This window comes from Vibrio sp. Vb1026, from assembly GCF_033338745.1.
Lineage (GTDB): Bacteria > Pseudomonadota > Gammaproteobacteria > Enterobacterales > Vibrionaceae > Vibrio > Vibrio alginolyticus.
In genome coordinates this window covers 201375-220829 of record NZ_JAWOTH010000007.1, presented here as the reverse complement: position 1 = coordinate 220829, position 19455 = coordinate 201375, and the positions used below count along the sequence as shown (strand labels likewise).

13 protein-coding genes are annotated in these 19455 nt (G+C 46.0%); 5 read left to right on the top strand and 8 right to left on the bottom strand.

Annotated features, from left to right (window positions below):
• Nucleotides 1-13: 13 nt before the first annotated feature.
• Together R7E47_RS13360 and pykF are read right to left on the bottom strand one after the other, a co-directional pair.
• Nucleotides 14-700, bottom strand: coding sequence for a GntR family transcriptional regulator (locus R7E47_RS13360; protein WP_258483281.1), 687 nt, complete (start codon nucleotides 698-700; stop codon nucleotides 14-16).
• 160 nt (nucleotides 701-860) lie between these two features.
• A complete protein-coding gene (gene pykF, locus R7E47_RS13355) occupies nucleotides 861-2273 on the bottom strand; it encodes a pyruvate kinase PykF (RefSeq protein ID WP_005379700.1) in 1413 nt (470 codons plus the stop codon).
• A gap of 433 nt (nucleotides 2274-2706) precedes the next feature.
• On the opposite strand from pykF, the gene R7E47_RS13350 reads away from it, so the two are divergent.
• Both R7E47_RS13350 and glmS read left to right on the top strand, forming a co-directional pair.
• Entirely contained in the window at nucleotides 2707-3468 is a 762-nt protein-coding gene (locus R7E47_RS13350) for a DeoR/GlpR family DNA-binding transcription regulator (protein WP_318084362.1), read from the top strand.
• Nucleotides 3469-3578: 110 nt separating this feature from the next.
• Nucleotides 3579-5411 (top strand): glutamine--fructose-6-phosphate transaminase (isomerizing), encoded by a 1833-nt coding sequence (gene glmS / locus R7E47_RS13345; RefSeq protein ID WP_033906046.1) that lies wholly within the window; start codon nucleotides 3579-3581, stop codon nucleotides 5409-5411.
• Between the two features lie 82 nt (nucleotides 5412-5493).
• On the opposite strand, the gene R7E47_RS13340 is transcribed toward glmS, so the two are convergent.
• Nucleotides 5494-6576 carry a glycerol dehydrogenase gene (locus R7E47_RS13340; RefSeq protein ID WP_005379703.1) on the bottom strand — a complete coding sequence of 361 codons (1083 nt, stop codon included), beginning with the start codon at nucleotides 6574-6576 and terminating at the stop codon, nucleotides 5494-5496.
• Between the two features lie 353 nt (nucleotides 6577-6929).
• Here R7E47_RS13340 and dhaK point away from each other — a divergent pair, with 353 nt between their 5' ends.
• From dhaK to ptsP, 3 genes are read left to right on the top strand one after another with little or no spacing between them, the layout of a single operon-like run.
• Nucleotides 6930-7988: a dihydroxyacetone kinase subunit DhaK gene (gene dhaK, locus R7E47_RS13335; protein ID WP_318084360.1), complete on the top strand. Its 1059-nt coding sequence runs from the start codon at nucleotides 6930-6932 to the stop codon at nucleotides 7986-7988.
• 15 nt (nucleotides 7989-8003) lie between these two features.
• Nucleotides 8004-8639, top strand: a complete 636-nt coding sequence (dhaL, locus tag R7E47_RS13330; protein WP_262668727.1) for a dihydroxyacetone kinase subunit DhaL — start codon at nucleotides 8004-8006, stop codon at nucleotides 8637-8639.
• 1 nt (nucleotide 8640) lies between these two features.
• Nucleotides 8641-11040 carry a phosphoenolpyruvate--protein phosphotransferase gene (gene ptsP / locus R7E47_RS13325; protein WP_318084356.1) on the top strand — a complete coding sequence of 800 codons (2400 nt, stop codon included), beginning with the start codon at nucleotides 8641-8643 and terminating at the stop codon, nucleotides 11038-11040.
• Nucleotides 11041-11120: 80 nt separating this feature from the next.
• Here ptsP and dhaR read toward each other — a convergent pair whose 3' ends face one another.
• The 5 genes from dhaR to R7E47_RS13300 all read right to left on the bottom strand — a co-directional run bounded on the left by dhaR (nucleotide 11121) and on the right by R7E47_RS13300 (nucleotide 19382).
• A complete protein-coding gene (gene dhaR, locus R7E47_RS13320; protein WP_318084354.1) occupies nucleotides 11121-13046 on the bottom strand; it encodes a dihydroxyacetone kinase operon transcriptional regulator DhaR in 1926 nt (641 codons plus the stop codon).
• A 145-nt stretch (nucleotides 13047-13191) separates the two neighbouring features.
• The gene (locus tag R7E47_RS13315) at nucleotides 13192-13722 is read right to left on the bottom strand and encodes an MltR family transcriptional regulator (RefSeq protein ID WP_005379708.1); all 531 of its coding nucleotides are present in this window, start codon (nucleotides 13720-13722) and stop codon (nucleotides 13192-13194) included.
• 86 nt (nucleotides 13723-13808) lie between these two features.
• Complete coding sequence (locus R7E47_RS13310) at nucleotides 13809-14957, bottom strand: mannitol-1-phosphate 5-dehydrogenase (protein WP_213868543.1); 1149 nt, start codon at nucleotides 14955-14957, stop codon at nucleotides 13809-13811.
• A 113-nt stretch (nucleotides 14958-15070) separates the two neighbouring features.
• Nucleotides 15071-17023, bottom strand: coding sequence for a PTS mannitol transporter subunit IICBA (locus R7E47_RS13305; protein ID WP_225466384.1), 1953 nt, complete (start codon nucleotides 17021-17023; stop codon nucleotides 15071-15073).
• A gap of 595 nt (nucleotides 17024-17618) precedes the next feature.
• Nucleotides 17619-19382, bottom strand: a complete 1764-nt coding sequence (locus R7E47_RS13300) for a lysophospholipid acyltransferase family protein (protein WP_213972401.1) — start codon at nucleotides 19380-19382, stop codon at nucleotides 17619-17621.
• Nucleotides 19383-19455 lie beyond the last annotated feature (73 nt).

Below are 19455 nucleotides of genomic sequence, written 5' to 3'. Positions count from 1 at the left end.
TTTAGTCTCAGCGTTATTCGCTAGCCAGTATGCGACATTGGTTGTCGATGGCGGCTTCGATACACTGTATTGACTGTCTCAAATAACGCTCTAGATAACCTAAAGCATCCTGACTCTTTTTGTCTAGCGATGCCTTCATCAGTATTTCTTGCTCATCGAGATTACAGTGCCCAGGGTTCCCTGTGCCTAAAATCTGCATCGCGAAGTATTGGTAGCGTTTAATTTGCGTGAGTAGATCGCAGAAAAACCCAAACATATTGACAGAGCCAGCACCTTCAAACAGCGCAGTAAGAAACTGATTTTGGCGCTCTTCCCATTCCCTCCAACAAAAGCTTTCTCCAGGTTTTACTCGGGATAACTTGTGATAAGCAGTTAGTACATCCAGTTCCCATTTTTCATCGCCAATCATAATTGCCTTACTGAGTAAGCATGCGGAGACCATTTGTAGGCTTTCGTACAAGTCATGTAACTCATCTTTACATACAGGTGCAACCCAGCAGCCTTTTTGCGGCTCGAGTTTGACGTATTTGCTCCAAGATAATTGCACCAATGCTTCTCGAATGGGTGACGCTCCTACGTTGTACTTCTCTTTGAGTTCGGCAACCACGAGTTTTTGACCTGGTTTAAGCTCGCCATCGAGAATATCCTGACGGATCATTCTTAATACTTTGTCGGTAAGAGTGGGACTAGACACATACACCTCATAGAAGAAACTTTAATCGTGACGATAAAATTAAACAGTACGAAATTCTGATAGAGGTGAATAATACAATTAGCCTATTATGAGAGCAAGAAGGCCATATAAAAAAGGAGGGCATAAGCCCTCCTTCTCAAGAAACTGAAGTGTTAAAAGTTCAGTCTTATAGCACGTGTACAGAAGCTGTGTTCGTAGTACCTGAAGCAACTAGAGCGCCAGAAACCATAACAACGATATCGCCTTTGTTACCTAGACCTGATTCTAGAGCAAGTTCTTTACCCGCTACGTAGAATGCGTCAGTGCTTTCGATTGAATCAACAACTACAGGAGTAACACCTTTAGTTAGAACTAGCTGTGCAGCAGTTTTCTTGTTAGTTGTTAGCGCTAGAATGTTTGCAGTTGGGAAGTACTTACGTACTGAACGTGCAGACTTACCGCCTTCAGTTGCAACAACGATAAGTGGAGCAGCTAGTTTCTCAGCTGTGTCTACTGCACCTTTACATACTGCTTCAGTGATGCGTAGGCGTGGGCTGTCTAGACGAGAACCTAGTTCAGCTTTTAGCGCTGAGTCAGTACGGTTCGCGATTTGAGCCATGATAGTTACCGCTTCAACAGGGTATTTACCTTTCGCCGTTTCACCAGAAAGCATTACTGCGTCAGTACCGTCCATTACCGCGTTAGCAACGTCGCCTGCTTCCGCACGAGTAGGACGTGGGTTGTTGATCATAGAATCAAGCATTTGAGTTGCTGTGATAACCATCTTACGTGCACGGTTACACTTCTCGATCATCATTTTCTGAGCGAAGATTACTTCTTCAGCTGGGATTTCAACACCTAGGTCACCACGTGCAACCATGATGCCGTCAGAAAGATCTAGGATCTCGTCGAAGTTATCAACACCTTCTTGGTTTTCGATCTTAGAGATGATGTGGATGTTCTCGCCGCCGTTTGCAGCAAGTACTTCACGGATTTCTTGAACGTCAGACGCTTTACGGATGAAAGAAGCTGCTACGAAGTCAACGCCTTGCTCACAACCAAACTTAAGGTCGTTCTTATCTTTTTCAGATAGTGCAGGTAGGTTTACAGAAACGCCAGGAAGGTTAACACCTTTGTTTTCGCCTAGTGCACCGTTGTTAAGAACTTTACATTTAACTTCAGTTTCAGTCTTAGAGATAACTTCCATCTCGATTAGACCGTCGTCTACTAGGATAGTGTTACCTACGTTTAGGTCGGCTGCGAAACCAGCGTAAGTTACTGCAACTTTATCTTTGTTACCTACAACTGAAGTGTCAGTTGTGAAAGTGAATTCTTGACCTGCTACTAGATCAACATCGTTACCGCCTTCTAGCTTGATAGTGCGGATTTCTGGACCTTTAGTATCTAGAAGAATTGCTAGTGGTTTGCCAGTAGCTTCCATTACTTTACGGAAGTTCGCGATACGAGTGCCGTGTTCTTCGTAGTCACCGTGAGAGAAGTTAAGGCGCATTACGTTCATGCCTGCGTTAACTAGTTCAGTTAGCTTCTCTACAGATTCTGTTTTAGGGCCAATCGTACATACGATTTTGGTCTTTTTCATGGAAGATACTCTCCGGTAAGTATAGTTACAATTTGAAAGTCGGTTATTTACTCTGAAGTCAGGACGTTTTTGATGACATTTAGTACCTGTCACCCACCGATTTTTCGTCTCATTATTAGAACTTCAGATTCTGAAAGTCTTTCACCAAGTTTAGTCATTTTATGACTAAAAGATCGGCGATTTTGGTTACCTTTTTGTGACTAATCCCACTTTATATGCAGAAAGTTGCAAAAAAATAGCCTTCAATTCTGTAATTTTTTTTCTTTTCGGTGGCGAATTCTACCACTGAATGAATCCAATATCACTGTTTAAGAATTGTCTTAGGACAAGGTTTTATCGAGAAATATTAATTTTTTGGATCGAAATAAATGGACTTGAAAGTTTCGGTTTGACTATAATAAGTTTCACATCGAAACTTAAAATAAAAACTTAAATGTCGAAACGAAACACTCAATTAAGAAGACACGCCATTTCTAACTTGGTTTCTGAAATAGGAGAAGTCAGCGTTGATGAACTTGCTCAGAAATTCGAAACCTCAGAGGTCACGATTAGAAAGGATTTAGCTTCTTTAGAGAAAAACGGCCAACTTCTACGCCGCTATGGCGGTGCGATTGCTATCCCAAAGGAAGTCATTCACGAAGAATTGGGCGCTAATGTTTCGACTCGAAAGTTAAGCTTAGCAAAAGCAGCAGCATCATTGATTCGCGATCATAATCGCATCGTGATCGACAGTGGCAGCACGACTGCCGCGCTGATTCAACAGTTGAATGACAAACGTGGCTTAGTGGTCATGACCAACTCGTTGCATGTTGCTAACGCCCTAAATGAATTAGAGAGCGAACCGACACTGCTGATGACTGGCGGTACTTGGGATACGCACTCAGAGTCCTTTCAAGGCAAAGTGGCCGAATCTGTATTACGAGCTTACGACTTTGACCAACTATTCATCGGTGCGGATGGCATCGATCTCGAGCGTGGAACCACGACATTTAATGAGTTGGTTGGCTTAAGTAAGGTAATGGCAGAAGCGTCACGTGAAGTGATCGTAATGATAGAGTCCGAAAAAATCGGCCGTAAGATCCCAAACTTAGAGCTCGCTTGGCATCAAGTTGATGTGTTGGTGACCGATGCAGATATCCAAGCAGAGCATAAAGTACAGATTGAACAACATGGCGTGAAAGTCATTTGCGCCTAATGATGTAATCAGTTTCATATTTCACTTCCCTCTGGATAAAGGCCTTTGCTTGCTGCCTCTATTTGAAATCATGGCTAGGGAAGAACAAAACTACAAACGGAGATAAACACATGTGTGGAATCGTAGGTGCAGTAGCACAACGAGATGTTGCAGAAATTTTGGTTGAAGGTCTACGCCGCTTAGAGTACCGCGGTTACGACTCTGCTGGCGTTGCGGTTGTTGATGGCGAATCAAACCTAACGCGCGTTCGTCGCTTGGGTAAAGTACAAGAATTGGCTGATGCAGTAGAAGAAGCAAAAGTGATCGGCGGAACTGGCATTGCGCACACTCGTTGGGCGACGCACGGTGAACCTTCTGAAATCAATGCTCACCCACACATGTCTGGTGATATCGCAGTTGTCCATAACGGCATCATCGAAAACCATGAAGAGCTGCGTGAGCTGCTTCAATCTCGTGGCTACGTGTTTGAATCGCAAACGGATACAGAAGTTATCGCACACATGGTTGAGTGGGAACTTCGTACTTCAGAAACGCTATTAGAAGCGGTACAAAAAACAGCAAAACAACTTGAAGGCGCATACGGCACGGTAGCGTTGGATCGCAAAGATCCTTCACGCATCGTAGTAGCGCGTTCAGGCAGCCCGATCGTGATCGGTTTTGGTGTAGGTGAAAACTTCCTAGCGTCTGACCAACTTGCATTACTTAACGTTACGCGCCGTTTCATGTACCTAGAAGAAGGGGACGTAGCAGAAATTACTCGCCGTGAAGTCACTGTGTTTGATGCAACGGGTGAGCCAGTTGAGCGTGAAATTGTTGAATCTAACGCAGAGCATGATGCAGGTGATAAAGGCCAATACCGTCACTTCATGCAAAAAGAAATCTATGAGCAACCTAAAGCGTTGATCAACACAATGGAAGGTCGTATCACGGCAGACTCTGTTGTGACAGACGCGATCGGTGTGCACGCGGCAGACATTCTAAGCAAAGTAGAACACGTACAAATCGTCGCGTGTGGTACGTCTTACAACGCAGGTATGACAGCGCGTTACTGGTTTGAAGACATTGCTGGCGTTAGCTGTGATGTAGAAATCGCGTCTGAGTTCCGTTACCGCAAGTTTGTGACTCGTCCAAACAGCCTTCTTATTACGTTGTCTCAGTCTGGTGAAACTGCAGATACGTTAGCAGCACTTCGTCTTGCGAAAGAGAAAGGTTATATGGCGGCGATGACCATTTGTAACGTAGCAGGCTCTTCTCTGGTTCGTGAATCAGATTTTGCATTCATGACTCGCGCTGGCGTCGAAATCGGCGTGGCTTCAACCAAAGCGTTCACGACTCAGCTTTCTGCACTACTTATGCTGGTAACAGCACTAGGTAAAGAGCAAGGCCGCATCAGCAAAGAGAAAGAAAAAGAGATTGTTGAAGCGCTGCATGCACTTCCTAAGCAAATCAACGCGGCACTTTCTTTCGAGAAAGAAATTGAAGCACTAGCAACGGATTTTGCAGACAAGCACCACACATTGTTCCTAGGCCGTGGCGAGTTCTACCCAATCGCGATGGAAGCGTCTCTAAAACTGAAAGAGATCTCTTACATCCACGCAGAAGCGTACGCGGCGGGTGAACTAAAACACGGTCCTCTTGCGCTGATTGATGCTGACATGCCTGTTGTTGTGGTTGCACCAAGCAACGACCTACTTGAAAAGCTAAAATCAAACGTTGAGGAAGTACGTGCGCGTGGCGGTCTTCTGTATGTATTCGCAGATGCAGACGCAGGCTTCGAAGGCGATGAAACAATGAAGATCATCACGATGCCTCACGTTAGTGAAATCACGGCGGCGATCTACTACACCATCCCAATGCAATTGCTGTCTTACTACGTAGCACTGATCAAAGGTACGGACGTAGACCAACCACGTAACCTGGCGAAAGCGGTAACGGTTGAGTAATTACGCTTAACAGCAAAAATCCAAGCGGCACATGCGAGAGTATGTGCCGCTTTTTTATTTAAGCCCACTTTAAGGGGGTGAGTTATTGACCCAACTGGTGAGCGGTTAGAATTGCAGAGTAGACATTTTCTGCCGTCACTGGGAATGGCATATTGTGGATGGTTTCTCCCTCGGCCGTTGAGGCTTCGGCGACCTCGCGCAACTTAGCGTGGTTAAGCTCTTTAACGCCCATATCAAATAAGTTGGTTGGTAGACCTACAGAGCGGCAGAATGCAAGAACCGTATTAATCTCTTCCATCGCTGCGTTTTCTAGTACCAGCTGAACTAGTGTGCCGAACGCGACTTTCTCACCATGATAGAGATGATGACACTCTTCAAGCTTAGTTAGGCCGTTATGAATAGCGTGAGCACCCGCTAGACCACTGCTTTCAAAACCGATACCGCTAAGGTATGTATTGGCTTCAATAATGTTTTCTACCGCTTTGGTGCTCACACCATTTTCTACTGCAGCTTTTGCTTTTACACCATCTTCAAGCAAGGTTTCATAGCAAAGTTTCGCAAGCGCTTGTGCTGAACGCGTCGCTAACCCACCAGCCATTGTTGCCTTACCAGAAGTCATGTTGGCACGAGCTTCAAAGTAGGTGGAAAGCGCGTCGCCCATCCCCGATACAAGTAAGCGAACAGGGGCTTTGGCGATGACTGACGTATCCATGATGACCATGTCTGGGTTTTTAGGGATCATCAAATATTCTGCAAATTCACCTTCAGGTGTGTATATCACCGCAAGCGCTGAGGTTGGCGCATCAGTCGAGGCAATCGTAGGAACCACCACGACAGGAATTTTTGTGTAAAACGCAACAGCCTTTGCTGTATCTAACGTTTTACCACCACCAATACCGACAATGACATCGTGTTTCTGAGTGGCACAAATGTCCGTGATGCGTTCAATCTCAACGCGTGAACATTCGCCACCAAAAATGTTCATAGTGAGTGGAAGCTTTTCGTCAGCAAAACTTTGTTTGACGTCATCACCAACCAGGTTAGTCACGAACTCATCGGCAATTACTAACGGACGTTCACCCAATGTTTTCACATAGTGAGCGATAGATGTAAGTACTTGTTCACCTTGGACGTATTTGCTTGGGCTGATAATAATTTTGTCCATAATTCAAACCTTTAACCTTTTTTATGTGTGTTTTGGACTGCAATGAATATCCATTGTAGGGATAAGGTTTATATTAGGTTTGGTGTGGTAAGTGGTGAAGGATATCTCTGCTTTTGTTCCATGCTTTTATGACCTCTGTGTCAAACCGACTGCCAGAAGTAATAAGCATCAGCATGCTTTATGGCGACGATCACTATTCAGGAAAATTTGTCGTTTTTCGTTTCATATTGAAACAATAATGCCGAAGTTTTTGTTTCAATATGAAACGGATTGATTTTTGTTGAGCACGCATTTTCTCTGTTTAAGATGAATTCATACCCTACATAAAAATATAAATGGAATGAGATAGAACGATGAAAAAGTTAATTAACCAAGTTGATGATGTTGTATTGCAGCAAATGGAAGGTCTGGCTTTATCTCGCCCAGAGCTAAAAGCGAACTACGAACCTCGTTACATGTGGCACGAGGAAACACCGGGGCAAGTGGCACTGGTTTCTGGTGGTGGCTGTGGTCATGAACCTTTGCACGCAGGTTTTATTGGTAAAGGCATGCTGACAGGCGCCTGCCCTGGAGAGGTATTTACTTCACCAACGCCAGATCAAATGTACGAATGTGGCAACCAAGTGAATACTGGTGAAGGCGTGCTATTTATCATTAAAAACTACACCGGAGACGTGTTGAACTTTGAAACGGCCGTGGAGCTCCTTCATACCGATGGTATCAAAGTTGGGTCGGTGTTGGTGGATGACGATGTTGCAGTCAAAGACAGCCTATACACCGCTGGTCGCCGTGGCGTTGCTGGAACGGTATTGGTTGAAAAGTTAGTTGGGGCTGCCGCGAACAAAGGTTATTCGCTGGAGCAATGTGAAGCACTGGCTCGTCGCGTGAATAATCACTGTCGTTCATTTGGTGTGGCACTTAATGCTTGTGTTGTACCAGCGGCAGGTAAACCATCTTTTGTTCTGGAAGATGATGAAGTGGAGTTTGGTGTTGGTATCCATGGCGAACCAGGTATCAAGCGAGTGAAATACACCGATGTCGATACGTTAGTGGATGAAATGTTTGCTGAAGTTGCTGAAAACACACCTTATCAGCGCACATTGCGTAGTTGGAATCGTGACGAAGGTGAATGGGATGAAGTGGAATCCAGCATTGAGCCTTTCGCCGCTGAACACGACTACATCGTGATGGTGAATGGTATGGGTGGTACGCCAACTTCAGAGCTTTACGGAGTGTACCGTCGTCTGGCTCATAACTGCGAGCAAGCAGGGTTCCGTATCGTGCGTAATATGGTTGGTAACTTCTGTACGTCACTCGATATGGAAGGCGTTTCGATTACGTTGCTGAAGGCAGACAAAGAGATGTTGGAGCTGTTTGATGCTCCTGTCGATACGGCTGCGATCAAGTGGTAAGAGGGGGGAGCAAACATGCAAATTGAAAAACAACATATCGTTCACTGGCTAGAGTTATGTGCAAAAACGTATCAAGAGAATCAAGATTTTCTGACCGACCTTGATCGTGATATTGGTGACGCAGACCACGGTCTCAATATGAACCGTGGCTTTAAAAAAGTCGCGGAAAAACTGCCGCAATTTGCGGACCAAAATATCGGCAGCATTCTCAAGAATACGGGCATGACCTTGCTTTCTAGTGTCGGTGGGGCAAGTGGCCCTCTGTATGGCACGCTGTTTATTCGCACGGCCGCCGCTGTCGGAACTCGAGAGCAATTAACGTTTGAAGAGTTGGTGGATGCACTAAAAAGCGGTGTGGATGGCGTGGTGTCTCGTGGTAAAGCGGAACAGGGTGACAAAACCATGTGTGATGTTTGGTTACCCGTTTTAGTTAGCGTGAAGGCGTCGTTAGAAAATGGTATGAGCGCTGACCATTTATTGAATGAAATGGTTGAGCTAGCAGAAACGAACGCGGTTGCCACGATTGAAATGTTGGCGAAAAAAGGGCGAGCAAGCTATCTGGGGGAACGCAGTATTGGCCACCAAGATCCCGGTGCAACCTCTTCTTTGTTAATGATTAAAGCACTACAGCAGGCAATAGCAGGTAATTAAGATGGTGGGAATTGTAGTTGTATCTCATAGTCGTCGCCTTGCTGAAGGGGTGGCCGAACTTGCCACCCAAATGACGCAAGGCAAAGCCAAGCTTGCGATTGCTGCTGGGATTGATGATCCAGAGAACCCGATCGGAACCGATGCCATTGCCGTGATGGAAGCGATTGAGCAGGTACAAGATCAACAAGGGGTTGTTGTGTTGATGGATCTTGGCAGCGCGTTGCTTAGCACGGAAATGGCTCTGGACCTGATTGATGATCATGTGAGGGAAAATGTCACCCTTATCTCGGCACCTATTGTTGAAGGAACCATGGCGGCGTCGGTGGCTGCTGCTGCCGGACTACCTTTATCGACGGTAGTCGAAGAGGCACAGAATGCGTTAAGCGTAAAACAAGAGCATCTTGGTGATCAGCCACTAACATCCGCTGAGATAGCGCCAGTATCAGAGAACTTTGAGCAAGAACGGACATTTGATTGGGTAGTGCAAAATCCGCATGGATTACATGCTCGTCCCGCTGCGGCCATTGTTGGTGCACTCGCGCCTTTCGACTGTCAATTATGGTTGAAAAAAGGCGAGCGCCGTGTGAACGCGAAAAGCTTGAACAGCATTGCGAAACTTGGCGTTCGTAGTCAAGAGACGATCACGCTGTGCGCACTCGGCTCTCAATCCAGTGAAGCAATCAAGGCATTTGAAGCCTTAGCTTATGAGCACTTCGGAGAAAAAGAGGCGGTTGAGCAAGGCATTGTCGAACCTGAAGAAAGCTCGGATACTCTGCTCGATGGCATGGCCTCAAATCAGATTGAAGGTGCTGTTGTTGGTATTCGAGTCAATGACGGTATCGCTACTGCTCCTGCTGTCCTTTTTACTCATGAAATGCCAGCAGTGCCTGAACGTGATTTCCAAAGTGAACAAGATGAAATTGAACGGGTTAAGCGTGCGATAGGCGTGGTTGTTCAACATTTGCAGGAGCAAGCGAAGCAGCCGAAAGGGGAAATATTTTCCGCTCATAGCATGATGCTCAGTGACCCAGAATTATGGGCATCGGTCGAGTCGCGAATTCAAACGGGCATGATAGCCGAGCAAGCTTGGGTAGAATCACTGCAAACGTTGGCCGAAGAGTTTCGCCAGGCAGAAAGTCAGTACATGCGGGAACGCGAAGCAGATGTGCATGATATCGCACGCCAAGTTATGGTCGAAATGACAGGCGTAACGCCTAATGCCATCGACATTCAGGAACCGAGTATTTTGTTGGGCCGCGACCTGATGCCTTCTGATGTGGCCGGGCTTGATAAATCGAAAGTGCTTGGTATCTGTTTGAGTGAGGGAGGGAAAACCTCTCACAGTGCGATTCTTGCTCGTGCGATGGGGATTCCTGCCATCGTTAAAGCTCAGGGCTGCCTTGATGCTGTGCGTGCAGGTCAAGTGGTGACTATTGATGGCTTCCGAGGGCATTTATGGTTCTCTCCTTCAGATGCCGTACAGCAGGAATTAGAAGCGCAACAAATTGAGTGGCAAAGCATCCGACAACGTGCATTAGCGAGTGCTCAGCAAGCCGCAGTCACCTGTGATGGTATCCATATTCCAGTATTCGCCAATATTGGTGGACCTAAAGATATTGATGATGCACTAACATCAGGAGCTGAGGGCGTGGGTCTATTCCGGACTGAGTTTTTATTTCAAAACAGTGATGAGTTGCCGACTGAGGAAGCGCAATATCAAGTGTATCGTGATATTGCCGCTGCACTTGGTGATAAGCCACTTACGATTCGTAGTCTAGATGTTGGCGGTGACAAGCCTTTAGCCGCTTATCCTATGCCATCGGAAGATAATCCATTTTTAGGTTTGAGAGGGGTGCGGTTGTGCCTTCAACATGAGTCATTGTTTACCGCTCAACTTCGAGCCATTCTGAGAGCCTTTCACGAGCAACCGAATATTCAATTGATGATACCGATGGTGGCTCAGGTTGAAGAAGTGAGAAAAGTAAAAGCGCTGTTGGCGCATCAAGCAAACCAACTCGGCTTGGATGCGACTCATTTGCCCGTTGGTATTATGATTGAGGTACCCGCCGCGGTATTAAATGCTGATGCGTTAGCCCAAGAAGTCGACTTTTTCTCTATCGGCACCAATGATTTGACTCAATATGTTATGGCCGCCGATCGAGGTAACGCCGCTGTTGCTGAATTGGTGAACTACTTTGAACCATCGGTACTAAAAGCCATTGAGCTCACGTGTGCAGCAGGCGATCGCGCGGGCATACCGGTTAGTATGTGTGGTGAGATGGCTGGCGATCCAAATGCCACAGAAACATTGCTTCGCGTGGGGTTGCGAAAATTCAGCGCCAGTGCGAGTCTGCTACCGGGACTAAAAGCGCAGATTCGTCAGTTGTCTGTCGATGTTTAGTCGATATCTTATCGTTAGTACATCTGTACCGGCGTGCTTACGCCGGTTTTACTTTTGTTATAGGAACGCCAATTCACGACTTAATACAGCTTCATTTGCTCCTGCAGCCCAAACTTATTAATTTTTCTCCATAAGGTCGTGCGGCCAATTTGCAATGCTTTCGCCATATCATGCATTTTTCCATCACACTGATTCCAAGCCTGAACAATCGCTCTTCTCTCAGCTTCTTCTAGCGTGATTACCGGCATATTCTCTGCGGTATGGCGAGAATTCAGTTTAATGTCTTCAGGAATATCGTTCAGCTTGATTAAGTTGGAACTGCGGTTAAGCAAAATTCGCTCAGTTCGATTTCTTAATTCAGAGTTGTTGCCTGACCAACGAAAATTCATCAACGCTTCCAGTGCGACTGGCTCTATCGAGATCGTCACATTGTGGCGGCGTTCATAATGGCTGATAAGCTGCTGGACGAGAAATTCAATGTCTTCTTTACGCTTTCGTAGTGGTGGAATATGCAGCTCGTTCGAGGAGATTTCATAATAAAGTTGCCGACCAAATGAGCGCTGAGTGACATACTCGCTGATCTCTGAAGCGGTGCTGGTAATAAGTTGAAAATCTACGGGGATCAATCGCAAACTGTCGCTGCGGCTGACGAGCCCAGTTTTTAACAACTTAAGTAGCACGGCTTGTAAATCGGGCGACAGATATTCCACCTTTTCTAAAAAGAGCGTACCGCCATGGGCGAGCTCAAACTTTGAAGGCATGCCTTGCCCTTCGTCGTACCCCAGGGTTTCTTTGACCAGTTGCTCTGTATTGATGGAGCGGCAGTTGAGCGTAATGAATGGTCCTTCTTTGTAGGCGCTTTCGTTATGAATCGCCATGGCGAGAGTGGCTTTTCCTACGCCTTCTTCACCTGTAATTAGAATCGGTGATTTTGACTTTATGGCCCGTTTTGCCACGGTAATGACATGCTTCATTTTTCGTGAAATGACGGGCAAAGTGCTGAACGTATAGCGCGCACTGCCACCTATTTGTTGTTGAGCAAGTTCGCGAATTTTATCGATAGGGTGCAAGAACAATAAGTGTGTGCCGTCGTTGAGTGGACGCAAGGTGATGATCGCCTCAACAAACTCGCCACGAACCTCTACCGTTGTGAGTTTACGGTTTATGCTCGCACCTGACTCAATACTAGTAAGGACATTCGGTGGGAAGCGCAAAACAGAAAAGACTTCTTTATCCAAGACCTGACTGGCTTCAATGTTTAACAAACGCTCGGACTGGTGATTTACCATGGTGATGCGATTTTCTTCATCCCACGCTAGAAGGCCGTCATCCATGCACTCTAACGTTGCGTTATGCGCACAAGTGAGGCGGTTCATGTTTTCTTGTTCCGACTGAATGTGGATTTGCAAGCTGACTTCTTTCGCGCTCGACGCGATGATGACTAAGTCTTCTTTCTTATAGCTTTCCGCTTTTCTGAAAAGGCATGTTGTACCGCGTAATTTTCCAAATTGGTCAAAAACAGGCGCAGCTACAGAGGCATAAGAGTGCAAGTGGCGATTGAAATGTTCGGCAGCAAAAACTTCACACGGGATATGAGTATTGATACAGAGATTGACTGCATTTGTGCCTATCTTTCCTTCGGAGAGAAAACAGCCTTGTTTTATGCCGAGCGTTTGCATCTCTTGTCGCATAGAGTCGTGCCCGACGGTGGAGAGAATACAGCCGTTGCCATCGGTTACCATCAATAGCAGGTCTTCGTCCCCTAGCATGTCGTAAGTGTCTTCAAGTACGGTCGTGGCGCATTCGATGAGGTGCTCGTTGCGTTTCATCAGAGATGAGAAGGTAAATCCAGAGGCAATATGTGGCTTTGACCAGGTGTAAGGGCTGCATTGCTTTATGCAACGCTCCCACGACTCGAGGACGGGAGTGCGGGAAAATTCTGGAGATACCCAGTGGTGTTTCTGGAAAAACTCCCACTTAGTTTTAGTGTCTTCGATTGAAAGCATGCGATCCCGTTTCAATACTAGCGATAGATTGGTCTGATGTTACAGAGACATCGGAATATGGACTGTGATGGCTTTCACGCACGTTGTATAGAAGAATGTGCAAAAAGAGGGGCGAGTTGAGGAGGCTTCCTTGCCAGTTTTTCGATTAAAAAGGGCTGTCTTTGCCGAGCTCATTGCAAATCTCGACAATGGCAAGTGAGAGCCCTGACTTAATGATTTGTTGTTGACGTTGCAGTTGTAGCTGATAAAACTCAAGGTCGATGTCGTCATCTGGTTCGCTGACTTCCAGTTGCACCATGCCCATTTTCTTCACCAAGTGCAGTTTCTTAATTGGTTCTAGAATATTCGGGTCAGTGAATTCGTAATCTGAAGCGTCACTATTGAGTTGGTTTTTGAGTTTGATGATGTCTTCGATGTCGTGGTAAATGTCATCGGGGAGCACTCCCAAGCCAAACAATAACTTCAAACGAACAGACAGATCGCCCAGCGGTCCAGAGTCTTGTAGCAGCGGACCGACAACCGATTGAACAGCGAAGTTATCTTTACGAAAGATTCTTTGCACTAACCCGTCGATCGAATCGTTAAAAACGTCGACTGCTGCAATGAAAAAGCCTCGTACCGATGGTGCGCTGTTTAATCGCTCAATGATCTCGGTTTCGTTGATGTTATCTGCCATATACTGAATACATTTCTAATTATTAGCTATCCCAACTCTTCAAGCAGAGAAGGACATAGAAGGGGAGCCGAGCTCCCCTAGGTAAATCAAAGTTGGTTGTAAAGTGTCTCGATTTGAGCCACTTCATCGCTGTCTTCTGCAAGACCTGTGTATGTCGCTAGCGTCTTCTTCACACCCACTTCTTTTAATGAGTTTTGTAGCTCTACGGCTTGTGGGTCAGTGTCGTTAGTGTACTTCAACGCAGCGGCAATGCCTTTCAAAAGTGTTTTATTTTCAGTGCCATACTCAATTGTACCGAGTAAAGGCTTCACTAATCTATCGTTTGCACCTAATTTGCGAATTGGTTGGCGACCTACGCGATCAACCTCATCCACTAAGTAAGGGTTGGCAAAGCGTCCCAGAATTTTCTCGATGTAAGCGTTGTGCATGTCACGGTCGAAGCCGTAGCGTTTGATCAGCACTTCACCACTCTCTTGCATCGCCTGTTTTACTTCAGCATGAATGCTTGGGTCTTCAATCGCTTCACGAATGGTGCGATGGCCTTTCAAACAACCTAGGTAAGCGGTAATGCAGTGACCAGTATTGAGAGTGAACAGCTTGCGTTCTACGAATGCCATTAGGTTGTTGGTTCTTTCCATGCCTGCGATGTCAGGGATTTCGCCCTTGAATTGCTGCTCATCCACAATCCATTCGCTAAAGCTTTCTACCGTCACTTCTAGTGGGTCATCGTTCGCCGCTTCTGCTGGTGGTACGATGCGGTCTACCGCTGAATCGACAAAGCCAACCAACTCGTCTGCTTTTGCGTGCAATGATTCATCTAAGTGTTTGTACACCTCACCTTTTAGGTGTGTGGTGCCACGAACCATGTTTTCACACGCGATGATGTTCAATGGTTTATCGTTACCTGCTGCAAAGCGCTTAGCAATGCCGGTAGCGATGGTTTTTGCAATGATGTCCAGTACGTTAGGGCCAACCGCTGTTGTTACCAAGTCGGTTTTTACAATGCGGTCGATGACATCTTCACTAGCTGAGTTAACCGCGGTGACGTGAGTTACTGTGTCGATTTGGCACTCAGTACCGACCACTTTTACTTTATATTCTTGCTTGTGACTCAGCTGATCTACGAGTGGTGCGTCAACGTCTGCGAATGTCACCTCGACTTCTGCGTCTGCTAATAGTTTACCGATGAAGCCACGACCAATGTTACCTGCGCCAAAATGAACTGCGTTTTTCATAATTCTTACCTACCAATGTCTGAAATGTTGACTAAACGAATTTAGGGTGAGGCCAACCGCATAGGGGGTGACAGCTGACCTCGGTTTGCCTCAGGAGCAAATTAAAGGGGTAATTAAGCCGCTTGTTGACCGCCAAGGATGTTTAGAATCTCTTCCACATCGTTGGTGCTGGTTAGCTTCTCAATTGCCTCCGGCTCATCGAGCGCGTTCGTAATGGTGGTAATCACCTGGATGTGCTCATCGTTCTTAGCGGCAATGCCGATAACCAGTTTCGCTACATCATCGTCGTCTTCAGTAAATTGGATACCCGATGGGTATTGGCAGATTACAATGCCGGTTTTCTTCACGCGGTCTTTCGCTTCTACCGTACCGTGAGGTACTGCGATAGATTCGCCTAGGTAAGTAGAAACCAATGCTTCACGCTCAAACATCGCGTCTACGTATTCTGGTTCTGCGTAGCCAAGTTCGACCAACTTGTTGCCCGCGAAGCGAATCGCTTCTTCTTTGTTGGCAGCTTTCAAACCTAGGTGAATGTTTTCACGCTGGATTTGGAACACCGACGTTTGCTGTGGCTCGAAGTTGTCGTCGTTTGCTGCCACGAGCGACACTTTTACCATTTGGTCGTCATTGGCTGCGGATTGGTTTTGTGCTGCTAGTAGTTTGGTGACTAGCTGGTTGTACATCTCGCTGTCTAGGAAGTTAGTCAATGAAATGTGGTGTGCGTTTGGAGCATGCTTACGTGCACGATCCGTTAAGTCTTTATGAGTAATCACGATATCTGCACTCTCTGGTAAGCTGTTAATGGCAAGGTTGGTTACGTGGATGTTCAGACCTGCGTCTTGAACCTTTTTGCGTAGCATGCTCGCGCCCATTGCACTCGAGCCCATGCCCGCATCACAAGCGACAATGATGCTTTGTACTGTCGCTAGGTCTACGTCACCTTTGCTTTGGCTGTTTACCACCGCATCGTTTTTAGATGCAGATTTCATGTCTTTCATTTGTGATGTTGCTTTTTCTAGTGCTGCTTCATCACCGTCTTCTTCTGTTGACGTTTGCGTCTTCATTAGCAGTGCTGCTACGGCGAATGACACGCCTGTTGCTGCTGCGATAGACGCTAGAACACCAACGATTGAGCCTTTCTGAGTCATCAACAAGATTGCAAAGATTGAACCTGGTGATGCTGGAGAAACGATACCTGCGTTAAAGATAGTTAGAACGAATACGCCAGTCATACCACCTGCGATAGCCGCAAGGATTAGGCGAGGGTTCATTAGGATGTATGGGAAGTAAATCTCGTGGATACCGCCGAAGAAGTGGATGATTGATGCACCACCTGCCGTTTGACGAGCCGTACCTTTACCAAACACCATGTAAGCTAGCAGGATACCTAGACCAGGACCTGGGTTTGCTTCGATTAGGAAGAAGATCGATTGACCTGTTTCAGACGCTTGCTGGATACCCAGTGGAGAGAAAATACCGTGGTTGATCGCATTGTTTAGGAAAAGGATCTTCGCAGGTTCAACGAAGATTGAAGTCAGTGGTAGTAGGTGAGCAGAAACTAGGAAGTTAACGCCAGCCGCCAAGCCACCAGAAAGAATTTTTACGAATGGACCGATAAAGATGAAAGCAAGGATCGCACACAGCATGCCGATGATGCCCGCAGAGAAGTTGTTAACCAACATCTCGAAGCCACTTTTTACTTTACCATCGATGTAGTTATCGAATTTCTTGATAGCCCAGCCGCCCATTGGGCCGACCATCATTGCACCCATAAACATTGGGATGTCTGTGCCGACAATCACACCCATTGTTGTGATTGCACCGACTACCGCACCACGATCGCCACCAACTAATTTACCACCGGTGTAACCGATAAGTAGTGGCAGCAAGTAGGTAATCATTGGGCCAACCATAGAGGCTAACGTTTCGTTTGGTAGCCATCCAGTTGGGATAAATAGAGCAGTGATAAAGCCCCACGCGATAAACGCGCCGATGTTTGGCATTACCATGTTTGACAGAAAACGACCAAAATTTTGTATCTTGATCTTGGCATCTGGTGATATCATAACAATTCCCCGTTCGATGTTCTGATGAATCTTGTTGTAGTAAACGGTTCGCCAAAACCGTTTGTTTGATTGCTTAGTACCCAATCAATTTACCACACATTTTCCAATTGGAACTGACAACGGGTTTTTCGTGATCTACGCCCGCATTTCTTAGGCTGAGAAACGGTTTTTAAGTGACCAAGTTCAACTTATTAACTTGTAACTTAATAACAAAAAGCCACTTTTAAATCTGTCAATAAAAATCTTAGTGATCAATCCGACCTTCTGACAAATTTAAAATCAAAATACTTTGTGACTTTGATCACTTTTGATTTTTTTTGAAATTCGAATTAAATACTTGTAATGATCAATGTCACGTTTTGTGTTGAGTTGTGGTGGATTTAAAGTGTGATCTGGATCTGTTTTTGTTTTTTGTGAAAGTTTGTGACGGAATTGGTGAGATAAATGCTATCTAGATCTTTCGATAGATTGTATCTATAAGAGTCTTTTCGGCGCACTTCACGGAGCACGCCTAATTAGTTGATGAAAGGGTAAATAAAGAGAGTCGCCACACGGTTCTTCTTGTTATTCCCAACTCTCTACTTAATCACTGTTCTTAATCATCGTTGCTATTAGTATGATAGACGAGGTAGTCATGAGCTTGCTCGCGTCCCATATACCTTGCCAACGTCTTTTCTTGAACATCGCGCAAATCCACCATAATCAATCCATCTAGAGCGTTATTGAATGCAGGGTCGACGTTGAAGCATACCAGCTTGCCATTGAGGCTTAAGTACTGACGTAGCAAAACGGGCACTCCTTTCCCTTCATCGATTCTGGCAATGACACGTGACAATAGCTGTAAATCACCCAGAGCAGTGAGCATGCTGGTGTTCCAGTCACGGTGGTGCTCAGGAAGTGGGTTAGAAGGTGTGACGTACTCTGCGCAATTGTTGTCGTAGTGGTGCAGTGTCATTGATTGAGCCAGTAATTGACGTGCAGTATCGCTATAATCGTTGCTAATGCTTACCGGACCAAATAGGTGAGTGTAATCTGGGTTTTGATGAACGAACGTTGCGATGCCTTTCCACAGTAGCAGTAGCGCGCTCATGCTCTTTTGATATTGCTGTGCAATCACAGAGCGCCCCATCTCAATGGATTTACCCATTTGGTCGATAAAGCGTTGGTCATAGTTAAACAACGTTCGTGAATACAGACCTGCTACGCCGCGCTTTTCAATCAGTTGATCAACCAGACCTAAACGATACGCGCCCACCAAGCATTGGTTCTCTCTGTCCCACACAAACAGATGCAGGTAATCATGATCGAAATGGTCAATGTCTATTGCTAGTCCAGTCCCTTCGCCAACTTGTCGGAAATTGAGCTCACGTAGGCGACCAATTTCATGCAGTAGGGAAGGGATACTCTGCGACTCCGTGCAGTAAACATCGAACTCACCACTTGTTAGCAGCTTGGACTCTTTTGGTAAGTTGTTCAGCTCTTCAAGCAATTCGCCTACGGGTAACCCTGCCGCTATTGGAGAGAGCAGTTCTGATGAAGAAGAAGGCTTAACTGATTGGGTTTCACGATTGAGCAAGTAAGTGTTGAGCCGCAAATAGTTCACCACTTGATCATCGTTAAGTGTGTTGAGCTCTTTGAATTTAATCGCTTGGCCAAAAGACAAGTTGATGGTTTGTGCATGTTTGTTCAGTAGCTCCCGCCCGAGCATTAGGGTACGCAAAAGTGGATGGATTTTCCCTGCCATATAGAAGCGTTTCGAGTTCTGACCACTGATGAATACTGGAACTGTCGTTGCTTTGTTTTTGCGGATCAGGCTACTTACGCTTCGACTCCACGCTTTGTCTTCCAAGCGTTGCTGTTTGGCATCGACTAACTGGGAAACCTCACCGGCAGGAAAGACAAGCAATAAGCCGCCACTTGCGAGGTGTTTATTAGCCGCTCTGAGGGCCTTCATATTTGATTTGACGGCGTCTTTGCCTTCAAACACATCGACACCAATGAAGAGCTGATCTAACTCCGGCACGGTTTTCAGGTATTGGTTGGCTAGAATTTGGATATCGTCTCGTACCATCAACAAGAGTTCGGCCAAGATGACGCCTTCCACACAACCAAGCGGATGGTTCGCCACAATGACGGTAGCACCTTGTTTAGGAACTGAATCGAGTGAACCATGAGCAATGCGATAGTCGATACCTAAGATATCCAGCGTGAAGCGGAGAAAAGTTTTGGTATCGGCATTAACGGGGCGTTGGGCGTAGAACTTATCAAGTTGGTTTAAACCGGTTGCCCATTCAGCAACGTTTTCACCAATGCCAAACGGCGTTTTACGAGGGAGACGAAAAGGGGTTGAACTATCCATATTTACCTCAGCGTACAAGTTGCTGATTGGATAGTAGAAATTACAGATGACAGTTCAGAGGCAAAAGCATGAG